Origin of the sequence: Pantoea sp. ANP04 (assembly GCF_041982285.1) — a bacterium.
GTDB lineage: Bacteria > Pseudomonadota > Gammaproteobacteria > Enterobacterales > Enterobacteriaceae > Pantoea > Pantoea eucalypti.
Genome location: NZ_JAUTYS010000017.1, coordinates 90,411 through 108,522 on the forward strand (window position 1 = coordinate 90,411; position 18,112 = coordinate 108,522).

The 18,112-nt window shown below is 55.3% G+C and carries 18 protein-coding genes; 14 read left to right on the forward strand and 4 right to left on the reverse strand.

Going from position 1 to position 18,112, the window contains the following annotated elements; translation table 11 throughout:
* The 5 genes from Q7C21_RS19910 to Q7C21_RS19930 all read left to right on the forward strand — a co-directional run bounded on the left by Q7C21_RS19910 (nucleotide 1) and on the right by Q7C21_RS19930 (nucleotide 4,426).
* Nucleotides 1–1,350: a PTS sugar transporter subunit IIC gene (locus Q7C21_RS19910; RefSeq protein WP_375151048.1), complete on the forward strand. Its 1,350-nt coding sequence runs from the start codon at nucleotides 1–3 to the stop codon at nucleotides 1,348–1,350.
* A complete protein-coding gene (locus Q7C21_RS19915) occupies nucleotides 1,347–2,774 on the forward strand; it encodes a glycoside hydrolase family 1 protein (RefSeq protein ID WP_375151049.1) in 1,428 nt (475 codons plus the stop codon). The genes Q7C21_RS19910 and Q7C21_RS19915 overlap by 4 nt, the downstream gene beginning before the upstream one ends.
* Before the next feature lie 15 nt (nucleotides 2,775–2,789).
* Nucleotides 2,790–3,107, forward strand: a complete 318-nt coding sequence (locus tag Q7C21_RS19920) for a PTS sugar transporter subunit IIB (RefSeq protein WP_003853964.1) — start codon at nucleotides 2,790–2,792, stop codon at nucleotides 3,105–3,107.
* Nucleotides 3,108–3,203: 96 nt separating this feature from the next.
* Nucleotides 3,204–3,977, forward strand: coding sequence for an FCD domain-containing protein (locus tag Q7C21_RS19925; RefSeq protein ID WP_003853961.1), 774 nt, complete (start codon nucleotides 3,204–3,206; stop codon nucleotides 3,975–3,977).
* A complete protein-coding gene (locus Q7C21_RS19930) occupies nucleotides 3,974–4,426 on the forward strand; it encodes a GNAT family N-acetyltransferase (RefSeq protein WP_375151050.1) in 453 nt (150 codons plus the stop codon). The genes Q7C21_RS19925 and Q7C21_RS19930 overlap by 4 nt, the downstream gene beginning before the upstream one ends.
* Nucleotides 4,427–4,466: 40 nt before the next feature.
* On the opposite strand, the gene Q7C21_RS19935 is transcribed toward Q7C21_RS19930, so the two are convergent.
* From Q7C21_RS19935 to mutH, 4 genes are all read right to left on the reverse strand, one after another.
* A complete protein-coding gene (locus tag Q7C21_RS19935) occupies nucleotides 4,467–5,507 on the reverse strand; it encodes an NADP(H)-dependent aldo-keto reductase (RefSeq protein WP_003853957.1) in 1,041 nt (346 codons plus the stop codon).
* 140 nt (nucleotides 5,508–5,647) lie between these two features.
* On the reverse strand, nucleotides 5,648–5,866 hold the full coding sequence (locus Q7C21_RS19940; RefSeq protein WP_003853956.1) for a YgdI/YgdR family lipoprotein: 219 nt from the start codon (nucleotides 5,864–5,866) through the stop codon (nucleotides 5,648–5,650).
* A gap of 118 nt (nucleotides 5,867–5,984) precedes the next feature.
* Nucleotides 5,985–6,695, reverse strand: coding sequence for a TerC family protein (locus Q7C21_RS19945; RefSeq protein ID WP_003853954.1), 711 nt, complete (start codon nucleotides 6,693–6,695; stop codon nucleotides 5,985–5,987).
* Nucleotides 6,696–6,794: 99 nt separating this feature from the next.
* Complete coding sequence (mutH, locus tag Q7C21_RS19950) at nucleotides 6,795–7,472, reverse strand: DNA mismatch repair endonuclease MutH (RefSeq protein ID WP_312544327.1); 678 nt, start codon at nucleotides 7,470–7,472, stop codon at nucleotides 6,795–6,797.
* A 684-nt stretch (nucleotides 7,473–8,156) separates the two neighbouring features.
* Between mutH and rppH the strand changes: the two genes are divergently transcribed.
* From rppH to recC, 9 genes are all read left to right on the forward strand, one after another.
* Nucleotides 8,157–8,684, forward strand: a complete 528-nt coding sequence (rppH, locus tag Q7C21_RS19955; RefSeq protein WP_003853952.1) for an RNA pyrophosphohydrolase — start codon at nucleotides 8,157–8,159, stop codon at nucleotides 8,682–8,684.
* 12 nt (nucleotides 8,685–8,696) lie between these two features.
* Nucleotides 8,697–10,943: a phosphoenolpyruvate--protein phosphotransferase gene (ptsP, locus tag Q7C21_RS19960; protein WP_003853951.1), complete on the forward strand. Its 2,247-nt coding sequence runs from the start codon at nucleotides 8,697–8,699 to the stop codon at nucleotides 10,941–10,943.
* A 142-nt stretch (nucleotides 10,944–11,085) separates the two neighbouring features.
* Complete coding sequence (gene lgt / locus Q7C21_RS19965) at nucleotides 11,086–11,967, forward strand: prolipoprotein diacylglyceryl transferase (RefSeq protein ID WP_003853950.1); 882 nt, start codon at nucleotides 11,086–11,088, stop codon at nucleotides 11,965–11,967.
* Nucleotides 11,964–12,758 (forward strand): thymidylate synthase, encoded by a 795-nt coding sequence (thyA, locus tag Q7C21_RS19970; RefSeq protein ID WP_008925655.1) that lies wholly within the window; start codon nucleotides 11,964–11,966, stop codon nucleotides 12,756–12,758. Before lgt ends, thyA begins: the two co-directional genes overlap by 4 nt.
* A 190-nt stretch (nucleotides 12,759–12,948) precedes the next feature.
* Complete coding sequence (locus Q7C21_RS19975) at nucleotides 12,949–13,419, forward strand: prepilin-type N-terminal cleavage/methylation domain-containing protein (protein ID WP_003853948.1); 471 nt, start codon at nucleotides 12,949–12,951, stop codon at nucleotides 13,417–13,419.
* Complete coding sequence (locus tag Q7C21_RS19980) at nucleotides 13,410–13,943, forward strand: prepilin peptidase-dependent protein (protein ID WP_192378115.1); 534 nt, start codon at nucleotides 13,410–13,412, stop codon at nucleotides 13,941–13,943. The genes Q7C21_RS19975 and Q7C21_RS19980 overlap by 10 nt, the downstream gene beginning before the upstream one ends.
* Nucleotides 13,940–14,344, forward strand: a complete 405-nt coding sequence (locus tag Q7C21_RS19985; RefSeq protein ID WP_192378116.1) for a DUF2509 family protein — start codon at nucleotides 13,940–13,942, stop codon at nucleotides 14,342–14,344. Before Q7C21_RS19980 ends, Q7C21_RS19985 begins: the two co-directional genes overlap by 4 nt.
* A 46-nt stretch (nucleotides 14,345–14,390) precedes the next feature.
* Nucleotides 14,391–14,630 (forward strand): prepilin-type N-terminal cleavage/methylation domain-containing protein, encoded by a 240-nt coding sequence (locus Q7C21_RS19990; RefSeq protein ID WP_314510525.1) that lies wholly within the window; start codon nucleotides 14,391–14,393, stop codon nucleotides 14,628–14,630.
* A 99-nt stretch (nucleotides 14,631–14,729) separates the two neighbouring features.
* Nucleotides 14,730–18,107: an exodeoxyribonuclease V subunit gamma gene (gene recC / locus Q7C21_RS19995; RefSeq protein WP_375151051.1), complete on the forward strand. Its 3,378-nt coding sequence runs from the start codon at nucleotides 14,730–14,732 to the stop codon at nucleotides 18,105–18,107.
* The last annotated feature ends 5 nt before the right edge of the window (nucleotides 18,108–18,112 follow it).

Below are 18,112 nucleotides of genomic sequence, written 5' to 3' on the forward strand. Positions count from 1 at the left end.
ATGTCTTTACAGGACCGCCTTATCGATTCCCTGGGCAGCTTCGCCACCCGCTTTAACAGTTATCGCTACATCATGGCGATTAAAGCCTCGTTCATTACCCTGATGCCGGTAATCATTGTTGGCGCCTTCTCGGTATTGATTTCTAACATGGTGCTGGACAGCAAAAATGGCCTTGCCAGCTTTGCCGCTCTGGCTTTCTTAGCTGACCTCAAGCCCATCACCAGCAGTATCAATTACGCCACGCTCAGCTTTCTTAACATTGGTGCGGTGTTCCTGATTGGTATTGAGCTTGGGCGCATCAACGGTATAAAAACGCTGTTTCCCGGTCTGCTGGCAATCATCTGCTTTATATCGGTGACGCCGACCACCTTACAGATGATGGTCGATGGGCAGATGCATCTGGTCACCGATGTGCTGGCCAAACAATTCTCCGATACCAAGAGCCTGTTTCTCGGCATGTTTATCGCCATTCTGTCGGTAGAGATCTACTGCCGCCTTGAACAGGTTGAGCGGCTGAAAATCAAAATGCCCGACACTGTGCCGCCCAATGTGGCCGCCTCATTCTCCGCGCTTATCCCCTCAATTATCACCGTGACGCTGATAGCGACCTTTGGCTTTGTCTTCCATCGCGTCACCGGCATGTACCTTTACGACGCGGTATACCAGGTGGTGCAGCAGCCGCTGGAGTCGGTGGTGCAGAGTCTGTGGGGCATTCTGATTCTGATGTTCGTTGCCCAGCTGTTCTGGGTGATTGGTATTCACGGCAACCAGATGGTGAAACCGATTCGTGAGCCACTGTTGCTGGGCGCAATTCTGGTCAACATGACCGCTTTTGAGCAGGGAAAAGAGGCACCGAACATCATCACCATGCCGTTCTGGGATGTCTATATGAGCATCGGCGGCTCCGGCCTGACCATCGGGCTACTCACTGCCGTAATGCTGGCGACGCGACGCAAAGAGATGCGTGAAATTGCCAAACTGTCGTTCGGCCCAGGCATTTTCAATATCAACGAACCGGTTATATTTGGTATGCCGATTATGCTTAACCCGATTCTGGCTATCCCTTTCATCATCACACCGCTGGTGACAGGTTCTATTGGCTACTTCGCGACGGTGATGGGCTTTGCCGGGAAAGCCGTGGTGATGGTGCCCTGGACCACGCCTCCGATTATCAATGCCTGGCTTTCAACGGCCGGATCGATGGGTGCGGTAGTGACGCAGATCGTCTGCATTCTGGTGTCAGTACTCATCTATCTGCCCTTTGTGAAAGTCGCAGCCCGCCGCGCGGATGCAGCGGAAGCAAAGAGCCTGCAACCTGAGCTGAACCCCAACCGAACGGAGGTGTTATGAGTCGTCAGACTGTCCACATACCTGAGAATTTCATTCTGGGGGCTGCTGCCTCCGCCTGGCAGACGGAAGGCTGGAGCGGAAAAAAACCGGGGCAGGACTCCTGGCCTGACGCCTGGTATCAGCAGGATCGTCACGTCTGGCACAACGGCTATGGCCCGGCGGTTGCCACCGACTTTATCAACCGCTTTGGTGAGGATGTGGCACTAATGAAGGCCAGCGGGCTGACCCACTATCGCACTTCGATCAACTGGTCGCGTTTCCTGATCGATTACGAAACCGCCACGGTCGATGAGGAATACGCGGCTTACTATGATCGGCTGATTGATGAAATGCAGCGCCAGGGCATTGAACTGATGCTCTGTCTGGAGCATTACGAGCTGCCAGCCTTGCTGCTTGAGCAATATGGAGGCTGGCAGTCAAAGCATGTGGTTGAACTGTTTATTCGTTATGTCGAACAGGTTTTTAAACGTTATGCCGGTCGGGTCACACGCTGGTTTGTGTTTAATGAGCCCATTGTGGTGCAGACCCGCGTTTATCTCGACGCGCTGCGCTGGCCTTATGAGCAGAACACGCATAAATGGATGCAGTGGAACCACCATAAAAATCTCGCGACTGCCCGGGCAGTGCGACTTTTCCGCAAGCGTGGCTATGCCGGTCGCATTGGTACCATTCTTAACCCGGAGGTCACCTATCCGCGATCATCCGCCCCGCACGACCAGAAGGCGGCGCATATTTATGACCTGTTCTACAACCGGGTGTTTCTCGACCCCGCGATTAAAGGCGCGTATCCGGCGGAGCTGCTGGCGCTGCTTGATAAGCATCAGATTGAGTGGGAAACCACGCCGGAAGAGCTGGCGATTATTGCTGCCAATACCGTCGATGAGGTCGGCCTTAATCTCTACTATCCCCATCGCGTGAAGGCGCCGTCCCGCGCCTGGCATCCCGAGACACCCTTTCATCCTGCCTGGTATTACGAACACTTTGAACTGCCTGGGCGGCGGATGAATCGTTCGCGCGGCTGGGAAATTCAGCCTGAAATTATCTGGGATATGGCACAACGAATGCGCGATGAGTACGGCAATATCCCGTGGTTTGTGGCGGAAAGCGGTATGGGCATTGAGAACGAAACCCAATTCAAAGATGCCGGTGGGGAAATTCAGGACGATTACCGTATCGCGTTTATCAGCGAACACCTGCATCAGGCGATACGCGCCAGCCAGGCGGGCATTAACTGTCAGGGCTACATGCTGTGGGCGTTTACCGACAACGTCTCACCAATGAATGCCTTTAAAAACCGCTATGGTCTGATCGAAATCGACTTAGATAAGCACCGTCAGCGCCGTATGAAGAAATCTGCCCATTGGTTCCGTACGCTGCGTGACACGCAGCAATTTACCCTGTGGCTTGATGATGAGCCGAAATAACGCGAGGAAACGAGCATGAAACGAATTGTTCTGGCCTGTGCTGCGGGCATGTCGACCTCAATGGTGGTCACGCGGATGGAAAAAGAGGTCGCCGCTCGCGGACTGGCATTTCAGATCTACGCTATTCCGGAGCAAAACCTGCGTGAAGAGCTGCAAAACTACGGCAGCGAGGTGGCGGTGGTGCTGCTCGGGCCTCAGGTGCGCTTCAAACTGGAGGAGAACAGAAAACTCACTGACAGCTATCAGTTGCCTATCGCGGTAATCGATACGGTTGCTTACGGCACGCTGAATGGTGCAAAGGTACTCGATCAGGCGCTGGCTTTGATACACTGAGCCCCAGTTTGCGAGCCAGCCTCTCCGGTTCGCGGGCATTGTCGCGCAGGGAACGGCGGCAATGCCGTTAGCGCGTTGATTGCAAAGGGTAAAAGTGTGGACAAAGCCGAAGCGCCGCAAGAAAAAAAGCAGTACCAGGAAATTGGTCAGCACCTGCGTCAGCAGATCAGTGACGGACACTATCCGGTGGGATCGCGCCTGCCGCCTGAACGTCAGCTGGCTGAAACCTGGGGCGTCAGCCGGACCATCGTGCGCGAGGCATTATTGATGCTTGAGCTGGAAGGTACTGTGGATATCCGTCAGAGCTCCGGCGTCTATGTAATGCGTATTCCTTCCGCCAGTGATGATGAAGAAGAGGCCTTTTTCCGCAGCGACGTAGGCCCGTTTGAAATGCTACAGGCGCGTCAGTTGCTGGAGAGCAATATTGCCGCCTTTGCCGCAAAAATGGCGACTAAAGCGGACATTGAAAATCTGCGACGTACGCTGGAACAGGAGCAACGTGCCATCGCCGCCAACGACAGCAGTCAGGACAACGACAAATTGTTTCATCTGCTGCTGGCGGGTGCGAGTCAGAATCAGATGCTGCTCGATACCGTTACCAGTATCTGGCGGCATCACGACAGCAGCCCGCTCTGGCAGCAGCTGCGCCCGCAGTTTGAAACCCGCGCCTATCGCCTGAAGTGGCTCGGCGATCACCAGACTATCCTGGCTGCTCTGCGTCGGCGCGATGTGATGGGGGCCTGGCAGTCGACCTGGCAGCACCTTGAGAATGTCAAAAATACGCTGCTGGAGCTTTCCGACGCCGATGCGCCTGATTTTGATGGCTACCTGTTTGATTCAGTCCCGATCTTTCAGGGGAAACTGATGTGATTGAGATTGTCTCGCTCAGTGATGCCCCACAGTTTGCCGATCAGATTATTGACTGGCAGTGGCGCGCATTTGGTGAAGCCAGTAGCCACGCGTTCTTTGCCAGTGTGGTGAACAGCAGCCTGAACGGTGCTGACTTCCCCGTAACCTTTGTCGCTCTGGAGGCGGGCAGGGCGGTCGGCACTGTAGGATTCTGGCGCTGCGACCTGATCAGCCGTCAGGATCTTTTCCCGTGGCTGGCGGCGCTGTATGTTGATGATTCTTCGCGCGGCAAAGGTGTCAGTGAGGCGCTGCAGCAGCATGTCATTGCTTATGCACAGGCACGGGGCTATTCACGGTTGTGGTTATGGTCAACGTTTGGGGGCTACTACGAACGGTCTGGCTGGCTGCCCCAGGGAGAGGCGCTGGAGTATCCGGATAAACCAGTAAAACTCTATTATCGCGATCTGTAAAAGAGGCCAGCCGCCAGGGCGGCAGCTGGCATCAGCGAACTTATGGCGCCGGATAGGTATAGCGACGATGAATCGCCTCAATGCCTTCCAGAATCTCGGCATTTAAGGTCAGATTGAAACTGTCGATATTAATCTGCAGCTGTTCAAGCGTGGTGGCACCAAGCAGTGTGCTGGCCACAAACGGCTGCTGACGCACATAGGCTAAAGCCATCTGCGATGGGTCAATCTGATGCTGTTGCGCTAACGCCACATATTCTGCAACGGCCTGCTGTGATTGCTCGCCGCTGTAGCGGGTAAAGCGGCTGAACAACGTGTTACGTGCGCCCGCAGGCTGCGCGCCATTCAGGTATTTGCCACTTAGCGTACCAAACGCCAGGCTGGAATAGGCCAGCAGCTCCACGCCTTCATGCTGGCTGATTTCGGCCAGACCCACTTCAAAGCTGCGGTTCAGCAGGCTGTAGGGGTTCTGAATGCTGACAATGCGCGGCAGCTCATGCTTCTCTGCCAGTTGCAGATAACGCATCACGCCCCATGCCGTTTCATTCGACACGCCAATATAACGAATCTTACCGGCGCGCACCTGTTCGGCCAGCGCTTCCAGCGTCTCCAGCAGTGTGACCTGTGCGGTGGTTTCGCTGTACTGATAGCCAAGCTTGCCAAAAAAGTTGGTCTGACGCTGAGGCCAGTGCAGCTGGTAAAGATCAAGGTAGTCGGTATTCAGGCGCTTCAGACTGGCATCAAGCGCGGCACGGATATTTTTACGGTCCAGCGCCATATCCGGGCGAATGGACGCATCATTGCCGCGCGACGGTCCGGCGACTTTACTGGCCAGAATGATTTTGTCGCGGCTGCCGCGCTGTTTGAGCCAGCTGCCAATATATTGTTCGGTCAGACCCTGGGTTTCCGGGCGCGGTGGCACCGGATACATCTCGGCAGTATCAATAAAGTTGATGCCGGAACGGAGTGCTAAATCCAGTTGAGCATGGGCGTCGGCTTCGCTGTTCTGTTCGCCAAACGTCATGGTACCCAATCCCAGCTGACTCACTTCCAGCGTGCTGTGAGGAATACGATGATAGTGCATTGCCAGCTTCCTTTTCTTTATGGAATGGAATGTTGTGTTCTCAGGGACTATAGCGCGAGCAATGGCGGGGAAGGAAGGGGGAAAAGTCGGGGAAATCGCCTGCCAGCGGGGAATTGTTGGCAGGCGATTAAACAGGGCACTTAACGTTCAATGATTGTTGAAACCTCATCGCTGTTAATCTGCACCATGTGACCCGTCTGATCCGTGTACTCAACCAGACCGGTCTCTTTATCAATGCTTGGCTTACCTTCGGTCATAATCATACGACCATCTTTAGTCGCCATGACATAATCAGAACTGCATCCACTTAAGAATGCTGCGGTTACCATCACCAGTGCTACTCCTGCCAACCCTTTCATCACGCCTTATCCTCACAAATGGTCACGTGCAAACAGTGTAGTAATAAATGTTTTTGCCGGCAGGGTTAATCGCAGAAATCTGAAAGTAACCGGGCGAGCAGGCTCGCCCTTGACTTTATCAGGCGTGCTTTTTCTTACTGCGCATCAGGTTAAGACACTCAACCGCCATCGAGAAGAACATCGCGAAATAAATGTAACCTTTTGGTACATGGACCGCAAAACTCTCCAGAATCAGGGTAAAACCGACCAGAATCAGGAAGGAGAGGGCCAGCATTTTCACCGACGGATGGCGTTCAACAAACTCACCAATGGCGCGCGCGGCGAACATCATCATCAGCACCGCAATGACGACGGCTGCCATCATAATGAACAGATGATCGGAGAGGCCGATAGCGGTGATAACAGAGTCGAGACTGAAAATAATGTCGAGCATCATAATCTGTACAATCGCGCCGAGGAACGAATGAACGCGGGTGTTATGTTCGCCTTCACTGCCTTCGATCGTTTCATGGATCTCCATGCTCGATTTCCACAGCAGGAACAGTCCACCAAACAGCAGAATCAGATCGCGCGCTGAAAACGCATGATCCATCAGCGTAAACAGCGGATTAGTCAGACGGGCAACCCACGCAATAGAGGCCAGCAGGCCAAGACGCATCAGCATCGCGCCCATCAGACCAATGCGACGTGCGCTGGCTTGCTGGTGTTTTGGCAGTTTAGCGACCACCAGCGACAGGAAAATGATGTTATCAATACCCAGCACCACCTCAAGGATGGTCAGGGTGCCCAGCGCCAGCCAGGCGTTGGGATCAGAAATCCACTCAAACATACCGACATTCAATCCTAAACGAAAAGTAAACGGCGATTATACGCATTCAATTCACCGAACTCCCACAAAATTGCGATTAGCCAGCGCGAGTGGCGCGATTCATAAGAGAAAATGCCGCGCCAGCAGTGGCCCGGTGAAGCTTTTTTTAAGGTAGAAGCCGCGCGGTAAGGTCATAATTGGCTGGCCCTGATCGCCAATACCTTCTGTCAGCGCCTTACTGTTGGCGGCTTTCGGGCGGATTTGCAACCAGGCGCCATGTCGTGCGGTAATCTGCTCAACGCGTCCCAGTACAATCATATCCATCAACTCTTCCCAGTCCTGACGCAGCATCTCATCTTCTTCTGCATCCGGGCTCCATAACAGCGGCGCGCCCACACGACGTTCCCGCAGCGGAATCTCACGCCCGCCTTCAACCGGAATCCACAACACCCGCGCCAGTTTATGGCGCACATGACTGGTGAGCCAGGTGACGCCGCTGTTGCCGGTCAGCGGGGCGACGCAGACAAAGGTGGTTTCCAGCGGTTTTCCCTGCGCATCAATCGGGATGGTTTTCAGTTCGATACCCAGATGCGAAAAGTCCTGTTCCGCTTTGCTGCCCGCGCTGGCACCAAGATGTAACTCCAGCAGCATGCCGACCCAGCCTTTATCACGTTTAAGATCCGCAGGCATGGGCAGCCCGGCGCGAGCGGCCAGCGTTTCCAGTGTTAATCCGGCTAAATCCTGCGCACGTGCCAGCAGGCTGGCTTCATCGTCAGGTGGTCCTGGCAGGTAACTCATGTTGATAACTCGCAATGATTAAAATTTGTACAGTTGCGGGTGAGGAAATCCTTTCACTAAAATTCACCGCATCAGGGATCGATAATAACATGATAGATCGCACTTTTTTTAACGGATAACCCTTGCGCCATCATCAGGCAGGCATTGTTATCCCAGCTTACGCGCAACAATGAACAGGATCTCCATCCCGGTTATCCACAGAAAAATGGGATAACCCCCGTATTGGTGCGGTACTGGTTCCATTTACAGCCTTGACTTTTCTTTGTCTGAGCATAATTTCGCCGCTCTGACCTAACCCTGAGCGATTATCTGTGGATAAAAAAGGGTGTGGTTATCTTTTAATCAATTGTCAGTTGTCGCGAGAATATTGGCAGTTTATGAAAGTCTCAGGGAGAGCCAGAATGATTTATTTTCATTAATTATCATAAGGATGCGTTGCTGGTTCTTTTGAGTCATTCTGCGAGCAGTGAAAATGTTATTCAGTTAACTCCCGCGTTCTGCACAAAGCTATCCACAGAAAAAGTGAATAAGATTGATCTTTTTCACGCTGTTTGTTTATAACTTTGCCGTTTTCTGTGAGTTATCCCGCATTTGATGGTCTGATACCCCATGAATCCAGTGGTTTACCGCCTGTAAGGAGTGTGAAACAATCAGCCCATTCAAATTTTGCTTTGAGGTAGTCCGGTGATCGATGATGATGGCTACCGCCCGAATGTTGGTATCGTAATCTGTAACCGGCAGGGACAAGTGTTATGGGCCAGGCGCTTTGGACAGCACTCCTGGCAATTTCCTCAGGGAGGCATCAATCCCGGTGAAACCGCAGAACAGGCGATGTATCGCGAACTGTTCGAAGAAGTCGGATTGCATCGGAAAGATGTTCGAATACTTGCCTCTACCCGCAACTGGTTACGTTACAAGTTGCCAAAACGTTTGGTGCGTTGGGACACAAAGCCGGTATGTATCGGCCAGAAACAAAAGTGGTTTCTTCTGCAGTTAATGTGTAATGACGCGGATATCAATGTGCAGCGCAGCAGCACGCCTGAGTTTGATGGCTGGCGCTGGGTCAGCTTCTGGTATCCGGTGCGTCAGGTTGTCTCCTTCAAGCGCGATGTTTATCGTCGGGTAATGAAGGAATTCGCTGGCGTGGTGATGTCTATGCAGGAGAGTGCGGGGCAGCGAAATAATCCTGCCCATCGTCGTAAGAGAGGATAGGCCACGCCCTTTATGCTCACTCAGTTGCGTGAAATTGTAGAAAAAGTGGCGAGTGCGCCGCGTCTCAATGAAGCACTCGACATCCTGGTCAATGAAATCTGTCTGGCGATGGATACGGAAGTCTGTTCCGTTTACCTCGCCGACCAGGACCGTCGCTGCTATTACCTGATGGCGACGCGCGGACTCAAAAAACCGCGTGGCCGCACCGTAACGCTGGCTTTTGACGAGGGTATCGTCGGTTTAGTGGGCCGTCTGGCCGAACCGATTAACCTTGCTGACGCCCAAAGCCATCCCAGCTTCAAATATATCCCCGCAGTGAAAGAGGAGCGCTATCGCTCCTTCCTCGGTGTGCCTGTTATCAGCCGCCGCCAGCTCCTTGGCGTGCTGGTGGTGCAGCAGCGCGAACACCGTCAGTTTGATGAAAGCGAAGAGTCATTTCTGGTCACGCTGGCTACGCAGATGGCGGCTTTGCTGTCGCAATCTCAAATGGGCCAACTGTTTGGCCAGTTCCGACAGACCCGGGTGCGTGCGATTGCGGCAGCGCCTGGCGTGGCGGTAGCACCAGGCTGGGTCGATGAGACGCAGCCACTGCTTGATCAGGTCTCAGCCGCCTCAACGCTGGATGTTCATCGTGAACGTGAGCGTCTGTCGCTCGCCATGAGCGAAGCAACCAATGAATTTCGCCGTTTCAGCAAACGTTTCAGCGCCAGCGCACAAAAAGAGAGCGCGGCCATTTTCGATCTCTACTCTCACCTGTTAACCGATGCCCGTCTGAAGAAAGATCTGTTCGATGAGATCGAGCGCGGATCGGTCGCGGAATGGGCGGTGAAACAGGTGATCGAGAAGTTTGCTGAACAGTTCGCCAGCCTGACTGACAACTACCTGCGTGAACGTGCAGGCGATCTGCGGGTGCTGGGCCAGCGCCTGCTGTTCCACCTCGATGACACCCTGGTCGGCACCAATGCCTGGCCGGAACGCTTTGTGCTGGTGGCCGATGAGCTGACCGCCACGACCTTAGCTGAGCTGCCGCAGGAGCGGCTGGCGGGCGTAGTGGTGCGTGACGGTGCAGCCAACTCCCATGCGGCGATCCTGACCCGCGCGATGGGGATCCCGACAGTCATGGGCGCTGACATCCAGCCTCATCAGCTCAACAAACGCCTGCTGATCGTCGACGGTTATCGCGGTGAACTGCTGATCGATCCTGAGCCGGTGCTGGTCCAGGAGTATCAGCGGCTGATCAGCGAAGAGAACGCGCTGAGCAAAATGGCGGAAGGCGTGGTCGATCAGCCGGGTGAGCTGAAAAGTGGCGAACGCGTGCAGGTGATGCTCAACGCTGGCTTAAGCCCGGAACATGAGCAGACGGTGGGCGACTGGGTGGATGGCATCGGTCTCTACCGCACCGAAATCCCGTTTATGCTGCAGAATGGCTTCCCGTCGGAAGAGGAGCAGGTGGCTCAGTATCAGGGCATGTTGCAGCTGTTTCGCAACAAGCCAGTGACGCTGCGAACGCTGGATGTGGGTGCCGATAAACAGCTGCCTTACATGCCGATCAGTGAAGAGAATCCCTGCCTGGGCTGGCGCGGCATTCGCCTGACGCTGGATCAGCCGGAAATCTTCCTGGTGCAGGTACGCGCAATGCTGCGCGCCAACGCCGCCTCTGGCAACCTCAGTATTCTGCTGCCGATGATCAGTCATATCGACGAAATCGATGATGCAAAAGAGCTGATCGATCGCGCCGGTCGCGAAGTGGAAGAGATGCTGGGCTTCCCGATTCCCAGACCGCGTATCGGGATCATGATCGAAGTGCCTTCGATGCTGTTTATGATCCCGCATCTGGCGTCACGCGTCGATTTTGTCTCGGTCGGCACCAACGACCTGACGCAGTATCTGCTGGCGGTGGACCGCAATAACACCCGTGTTGCAAACCTTTATGACTCGCTGCATCCGGCGATGCTGCGCGCGCTGAATGCGATTGCACAGGAAGCCCGCCTGGCCAATCTGGAATTGTGCCTGTGTGGTGAAATGGCGGGCGATCCGATGTGTGTCGCACTGCTGGTTGGCCTGGGGTATCACCATCTCAGCATGAACGGTAAAAACGTACCGCGCGTTAAATACCTGCTGCGCCATCTGGATCACGAAGAAGCGCAGAAGCTCAGCGAGCAGGGGATGAAGGCCGACACCGCCACGGAAGTGCGCCATCTGGTCTCGGCCTTTATGGAGCGGCGTGGATTAGGCGGGCTGATTCGCGGTGGTCGTTAGTACCACACCGGCTCAGGCTTTGCGCGTTATCCGCCTTTACATTTGCAAGACAATTCAGAAAACCGGCTGTGCTATTATGCGCAGCCTTAATTTATGTGCCTGACAACGCCCCTTTTCAGGGTTGAAAAATAGACGGTGAATGATGAATAACGGCTATATTGCATTTCCGCAGTTCGATCCAGTGATCTTCTCGCTCGGACCGGTTTCGCTTCACTGGTACGGTCTGATGTATCTGGTGGGCTTTGTTTTCGCCATGTGGCTGGCTGTACGTCGTGCCAATCAGCCTGGCAGCGGCTGGAAAAAAGAGGAAGTTGAGAATCTGCTTTATGCAGGTTTCCTGGGTGTATTCCTGGGCGGACGTATCGGCTATGTGCTTTTCTACAACTTACCGCTGTTTCTGGAAAATCCACTCTATCTGTTTAAAGTCTGGGATGGCGGCATGTCGTTCCACGGTGGCCTGATCGGGGTGATTGTGGTGATGCTGGTCTTTGCCCGCCGTACCAAACGACATTTCTTCCAGGTTGCTGATTTCATTGCGCCGCTGATCCCGTTTGGTCTGGGTGCTGGTCGTCTCGGTAACTTCATTAACGGCGAGCTCTGGGGCCGTGTCGATCCGGGCTTCCGTTACGCTATGCTGTTCCCGGGCTCCCGCAGCGAAGATGTCGCGCTGGCCGCCACCAATCCACAATATCAGGCGCTGCTCAACACCTATGGCGTACTGCCGCGTCATCCTTCCCAGCTCTATGAACTGGCGCTGGAAGGCGTGGTGCTGTTCATCATCCTGAACCTGTTTATCCGTAAGCCACGCCCGATGGGTAGCGTCTCTGGCCTGTTCCTGATTGGTTACGGCGCTTTCCGTATTATCGTTGAGTTCTTCCGCCAGCCGGATGCCCAGCTTGGCCTGTTTGAAGGCGGAATCAGTATGGGACAGATCCTCTCTGTGCCAATGATTGTTGCCGGTATTATTATGATGATCTGGGCGTATCGTCGTCGCCCGCAGCCACAATTTCGCGAGGAAAAATGAAACAGTATCTGGATTTAATGCAACATGTGCTGCACGAAGGCACACCAAAAGCTGACCGTACCGGCACCGGTACGCTTTCAATTTTTGGCCACCAGATGCGTTTCAATCTGCAGGATGGTTTTCCGCTGGTCACCACCAAAAAATGCCATATCCGCTCCATTATTCATGAGCTGCTGTGGTTTCTGAAAGGTGACACCAACATCGCTTATCTCAGGGAAAACAAGGTCTCAATCTGGGATGAGTGGGCGGATGAGAACGGCGATCTCGGCCCGGTCTATGGTAAGCAGTGGCGTAGCTGGGGAACAGCCAGCGGTCAGGAAATTGACCAGTTAAGTCAGGTGATGGAGCAGCTAAAGCGCGATCCTGACTCTCGCCGGATTATCGTGTCTGCGTGGAACGTCGGTGAACTCAGTGAGATGGCGCTGGCTCCCTGCCACGCGTTCTTCCAGTTCTACGTGGCGGACGGCAAGCTCTCCTGCCAGCTTTATCAGCGCTCGTGCGATATCTTCCTGGGCCTGCCGTTTAACATTGCCAGCTATGCGCTGCTGGTGCATATGGTGGCGCAGCAGTGCGATCTGCAGGTGGGCGATTTCGTCTGGACCGGCGGTGATACGCACCTCTACAGCAACCATCTGGAACAGGCGCGTCTGCAGCTGACTCGTGAGCCACGTCCGCTGCCAAAACTTGTTATCAAACGCAAACCGGCATCACTGTTTGATTATCAGTTCGACGATTTCGAGATTGAAGGCTACGATCCCCATCCTGCGATCAAAGCCCCTGTCGCTGTCTGATTTGCGATAGATAGAAAATAACGCCCTGGCAACCTCGCCGGGGCTTTTTTTGCCTGCAAACCGGCAAATCTGCGGCACCGCTCGTTCTTTTTTGCCACTGTCTGCTGATGGGGCATATTCTCTGCAATGCGCTTTCCAGTCTGCTAAAACACGCCTTGTTTCAGCTTTTTGTACCCCGCACTCTGCGGTGATGAAAACAGCATACTTACGTGGTTTTACTCTGCCGGAACTGCTGCTGGTGATGGTCATTGCTGGCATGCTGAGTCTTGCTGCGATGAATGGCTGGCAGCGCTGGCAACAGCGGCAGGCGCTACTTGACAGCGCTCAGCAACTGCAGGGATTCCTGCTACGGCTGCGCGCCCAGGCCAACCGGCAGAATAGCGACCTGGTGCTATGGTCACAGCCTGGCGAGCCCTGGTGTATCGGTGCCGGAAGCCGCCCTGTGACGGGTTGCGGTCACGGGAAACGGCTGCATTTCATCGCGCCACACCCGGATGTTGTGCTCTATGGCATCCGGGGTGAACCGGGTTTCTATGGCCGCCGCAATGTCGCCAGAGCGGGCAGCATTGAACTGGGAAATCGCGCCGGACGCATACGTCTGATTATCTCAGCCAGAGCCCGTATTCGCCTCTGCATGATCGATGAGGAAACATGCCGTTGAAAATCGCAGGATTCAGCCTGCTGGAGATGCTGATCGCCATGGCAATCAGCGCCGTCATCATGCTCAGCGTTGGCCGTTTTCTGCCATTGCTGCTGGCAGAGAACGCGGATGTGCTGCAACGGGCACAGCTGCGTCAGGAGTTACAGCAGATGATGGCAACGCTGGAAAAGTCGGTGCGGCGTGCGGGTTATTGTCACGGTGAGTGTGGCAAGGAGGCACTGAAAATCAGTGAAAATTGCCTGCTGCTGCGCTGGGATGAAAACAGCAACGGTCAATGGGAAGGGGTGAGCCATGCAGAGAGTGACTATTACGGTTATCGCCTGCGACAACAGCAGCTTGAGATGCAGCGTGGTGTTGAGCAGTGTCAGTCAGCAGGCTGGGAGCGGCTCTCCGATCCCGCGTTTATGACGGTGGAGCAGTTCAGCGTGAGCCAGCAGGGCAGGCAGGTCAGGATAGTGTTGCAGGGTCGGGCTGGTCGCTGGCTTGAAACCGTGGAGAGCTGGATTGAGGGAGAGAACCTGTGAAGCAGCGAGGCAGCAGCGCCATGGGCATGGTGTTAATGATTATGGTCATCGGGAGTTTTACGCTGCACGCCAGCCGAAAGATGTCAGAGCAGGGAATGCGACTGCTGGCCGATGAGCAGCAGTTTGTGCAGGATTTCTGGCGGGCGCAGTCGGCGCTGCAATGGGGTTTATCCCTGAACTGGCCAGCCAGTGAGGCGGCCCGCTGTCAGCAGGATGATCGCCAGGGCTGGCGCAGCTGTTTACAACGAGGAGAAAAGGATGAAGGTCTGCTTAAAGGTGAGGCAAGCGGCAGTGGCATGGCGGTCTGGCATTGGGTCCGGCTACGGGGCAATCAGATTACCGCGTTGCCGCATGGCTGGATCGACTATTGCCCGCTCACGCCTCCGGCAGCCTGTTTGTAAGCGCGATGGATTCAGCCTGCCGGAAGTGTTGTTTGCTCTGCTGTTAATGGCATTAAGCAGCAGCACCCTGTTTCACTATCATCGCGCACTGGCAGTGGGATTCAGCCAGCAATGGTATCAGCGTGAGGCATGGCGGGTTGCTGAGCAACGTCTGGCAGGGCATGAAGTGGCAGGCTGGAAATCCACGCTGCAAGAGCAGAGCAGTCCCTCAGGCTGCACTCTGGAGCGGGCTGACGTAACGGGGCCTTATCAGCGTAGTGCCAGCCTGACACGCCTGCGTTGTTAAACGTCGCGGATCGCCCTTTTGATGGGTTTCAACGGCGATACGCGGTAAAGTGAGTGCCGCAATACCGCAGTCATGTTCTGAGTTATCACAGGAGTTTTCATGTTTCACGTTTATCACTCAAATCAGCTTGATGTTCTGAAAATTCTGGCGGCTGCGGTGATTAAACATGATCCTCTTGATGATCCTTTCGCCTCAGAAATGGTGCTGGTGCAGAGCCCGGGGATGGCGCAGTGGCTGCAAATGGAGCTGGCGCAAACCTTTGGTATTGCGGCCAATATCGAATTCCCGCTGCCTGCCAGTTTTATCTGGGAGATGTTCGTCCGCGTTCTGCCTGATGTTCCGGTTGAAAGTGCCTTCAGTAAGGCCAGCATGGGCTGGAAGCTGATGCACCGGCTGCCGGTGATGCTGGAGCAGGAAGAGTTCACCTCTTTACGCCACTATCTCCATGACGACGGGGATAAGCGAAAGCTGTTTCAGCTCAGCGCCCGCGTAGCCGATCTGTTCGACCAGTATCTGGTCTATCGCGCCGACTGGCTCAATAGCTGGGAGCGTGGCGAAACCATTGAGGGGCTGGGCGAGGCGCAGCGCTGGCAGGCCGCACTGTGGCGCGATCTGGTGAGTTATACCCAAGCGCTGGGGCAGCCTGAATGGCACCGTGCCAACCTCTATTCACGATTTATCCAGACGCTTGAGCAGGCGAAAAGCACGCCGGAAAATCTGCCCAAACGCGTCTTCATCTGTGGCATCTCTGCGCTGCCGCCGGTTTACCTGCAGGCGTTGCAGGCGCTGGGACGGCACATCGACATCCATCTGCTGTTCACCAATCCCTGCCGCGATTACTGGGGCGACATTCAGGACTATGCGTTTCTGGCAAAACTGCAAAGCCGTCAGCGCCGACGTCATGGTGCTGATGAATCTCGCGGACTCTTCCGGGATGCAGAGCAGGCACCCGCGCTGTTTAACGACGCGGGCGAACAGCAGCTGACCAATCCGTTGCTCGCCTCATGGGGCAAGCTTGGGCGCGATAACCTGTTTCTGCTCAGTCAGATGGACTCTAACGACGATATCGATGCGTTTGTGGATGTCGAGCCAGACAACCTGCTGCACTGCATGCAGCACGATCTTCTCAATCTGCAGGATAACGCCGTTATCGGCTTGAATGCGGCGGAACTGGCGCACAGCGATCAGAAGCGCTGCCTGGATCCGGCGGATCGCTCAATTGCGGTGCAGGTCTGTCACAGTGCGCAGCGTGAAGTTGAAGTATTGCAGGATCATCTGCTGGCGATGATGGAGGCCGATCCGACGCTGAAAGCGCGTGACATCATCGTCATGGTGGCGGATATCGACGCCTACGCCCCGTTTATTCAGGCTGTGTTCGCCAACGCACCTGCCGATCGCTATCTGCCGTTTGCCATTTCAGATCGCCGTGCCAGTCAGGCGCATCCGGCCATTGTCGCGTTTCTTCATCTGCTGGCACTGCCGGACAGCCGTTTTGTCTCAGAGGATGTACTGGCGCTACTGGATGTTCCGGCGCTGGCCTCCCACTTCGCCATTGATGAAAGCGGCCTGCGCTTACTGCGGCGCTGGGTCAGCGAATCGGGTGTGCGCTGGGGGCTGGATGATGCCAGTGTTGAAGCCCTGTCTCTTCCTGTCACCGGGCAGCACACCTGGCGTTTTGGCCTGCAGCGTATGCTGCTGGGCTATGCGATGGAGAGCCACAATGGAGACTGGGAGGGGATTCTGCCTTATGACGAGTCGGGCGGTCTGGCAGGCGAACTGGCGGGCCATCTGGCAGAGCTGCTCTCCCGGCTTAATCACTGGCGACAGCGGCTGGCTGAACCGCGGCCACTGGCGGCCTGGCTGCCCCTGTGCCGGGAACTGCTGAACGCCTTTTTCAGCCCCGATGCAGAAACCGAGGCCGCCTTGCTGCTGGTGGAAGAGCAGTGGCAGCAATTGATTGAATATGGCATGGATGCACGGTTTGAAGAGGCGATTCCGGTGGCGCTGTTGCGCGATGATCTGCGTAGCCGGCTTGATCAGCAACGCATCAGCCAGCGATTCCTGGCAGGACAGATTAACTTCTGTACCCTGATGCCGATGCGCTCCATCCCTTTTCAGCTGGTCTGTTTGCTGGGCATGAATGACGGCGTCTATCCGCGCACCCTGGCGCCATTAGGCTTTGATCTGATGCAGCAACAGTCCCGCAAAGGCGATCGCAGTCGCCGCGATGATGACCGCTACCTCTTCCTGGAAGCGATGATTTCGGCACAGCGGCAGCTCTATATCAGCTACATCGGCCGGGCGATTCAGGATAATACGGAACGCTACCCTTCGGTGCTGGTCACAGAATTACTGGAGTACATCGGACAAAGTTTTTATCTGGACGGTGATGGGCACCTTGAGCTGGATGAAAGTGCTGAACGGGTGCGGATGCATTTGCAGCACCTGCACAGCCGGATGCCCTTTGCTGCGGAGAACTTTAAGCCCGCGGCCAGACTGCAGAGTTTCGCGCGTGAATGGCTGCCTGCCGCGCAGGGAATGGGGCAGCCCCAGCCCGATTTTGTTCAGCCACTTGAGGCGCCGGTAACGGATGCGTTGACACTGGAGGCGCTTCTGCGCTTCTGGCGGCATCCGGTGCGTGCCTGGTTTCATCAGCGGCTTGGCGTGAGCTTCTGGCTGGAGGAGGACGAACTGCCTGACAGCGAGCCGTTTGCGCTCGACAACCTGGAACGTTATCAGATCAACGCACAATTGCTGAATGCTCTGGTCGAAGGCGAGGATACGCAGCGGCTCTATACATACCATCGTGCGGCCGGCAATCTGCCTTATGGCGCCTTCGGTGAGCTGTTCTGGCAGGCGCAGCGTGATGAGATGCAGGAAGTGGCGGCAGAAGTCGTGACGCAACGCAGCGACGGCGAGAGCTGGGAAGTGAATCTGCAACTTGAGCAGGTCAGCTTAACCGGCTGGCTGACACAGGTGCAGGGTGATGGATTACTGCGCTGGCGACCTGGCGTGCTCAATATGAACGACGGACTGCTGCTCTGGCTGGAGCACCTGGTTTACTGCGCGCTGGGAGGCACCGGCAGCAGCCGGATGTTTGGCCGGCAGCAAAGCCGCTGGTGTTTCCTTGCCGTACCGCAACAAGAGGCGATCGCTGCCCTGAATGAGTATGTCGCTGGCTATCTTGCCGGTATGCGTCAGCCGCTGATGCTGCTCAACAGGAGCGGCGGCGCATGGCTCACCGCCAGCTATGACAAAAAAAGTCAGCAGTTGCTGACTGATGAGGCGACTCAGCTCAAGGCGCGCAATCGCCTGCTGACGGCCTGGTCTGGCAACTATCAGGTTGAGGGTGAAGGCAGCGATCCCTATCTGCAACGTCTTTGCCGGGTACTGGATGTGCCACAATTACAACAGATAACTGAGGCGGCACAGCGCTGGTATTTACCGGTGCTGGCTGCACATCAGGATGATGAATAGCCATC

Coding starts and splice junctions, on each gene's coding strand:
- Q7C21_RS19910 (WP_375151048.1), top strand. CDS start 1: ATGTCTTTACAGGACCGCCTTATCGATTCCCTGGGCAGCTTCGCCACC.
- Q7C21_RS19915 (WP_375151049.1), top strand. CDS start 1,347: ATGAGTCGTCAGACTGTCCACATACCTGAGAATTTCATTCTGGGGGCT.
- Q7C21_RS19920 (WP_003853964.1), top strand. CDS start 2,790: ATGAAACGAATTGTTCTGGCCTGTGCTGCGGGCATGTCGACCTCAATG.
- Q7C21_RS19935 (WP_003853957.1), bottom strand. CDS start 5,507: ATGCACTATCATCGTATTCCTCACAGCACGCTGGAAGTGAGTCAGCTG.
- Q7C21_RS19940 (WP_003853956.1), bottom strand. CDS start 5,866: ATGAAAGGGTTGGCAGGAGTAGCACTGGTGATGGTAACCGCAGCATTC.
- Q7C21_RS19945 (WP_003853954.1), bottom strand. CDS start 6,695: ATGTTTGAGTGGATTTCTGATCCCAACGCCTGGCTGGCGCTGGGCACC.
- mutH (WP_312544327.1), bottom strand. CDS start 7,472: ATGAGTTACCTGCCAGGACCACCTGACGATGAAGCCAGCCTGCTGGCA.
- ptsP (WP_003853951.1), top strand. CDS start 8,697: ATGCTCACTCAGTTGCGTGAAATTGTAGAAAAAGTGGCGAGTGCGCCG.
- lgt (WP_003853950.1), top strand. CDS start 11,086: ATGAATAACGGCTATATTGCATTTCCGCAGTTCGATCCAGTGATCTTC.
- thyA (WP_008925655.1), top strand. CDS start 11,964: ATGAAACAGTATCTGGATTTAATGCAACATGTGCTGCACGAAGGCACA.
- Q7C21_RS19975 (WP_003853948.1), top strand. CDS start 12,949: ATGAAAACAGCATACTTACGTGGTTTTACTCTGCCGGAACTGCTGCTG.
- Q7C21_RS19980 (WP_192378115.1), top strand. CDS start 13,410: ATGCCGTTGAAAATCGCAGGATTCAGCCTGCTGGAGATGCTGATCGCC.
- Q7C21_RS19990 (WP_314510525.1), top strand. CDS start 14,391: ATGGCATTAAGCAGCAGCACCCTGTTTCACTATCATCGCGCACTGGCA.
- recC (WP_375151051.1), top strand. CDS start 14,730: ATGTTTCACGTTTATCACTCAAATCAGCTTGATGTTCTGAAAATTCTG.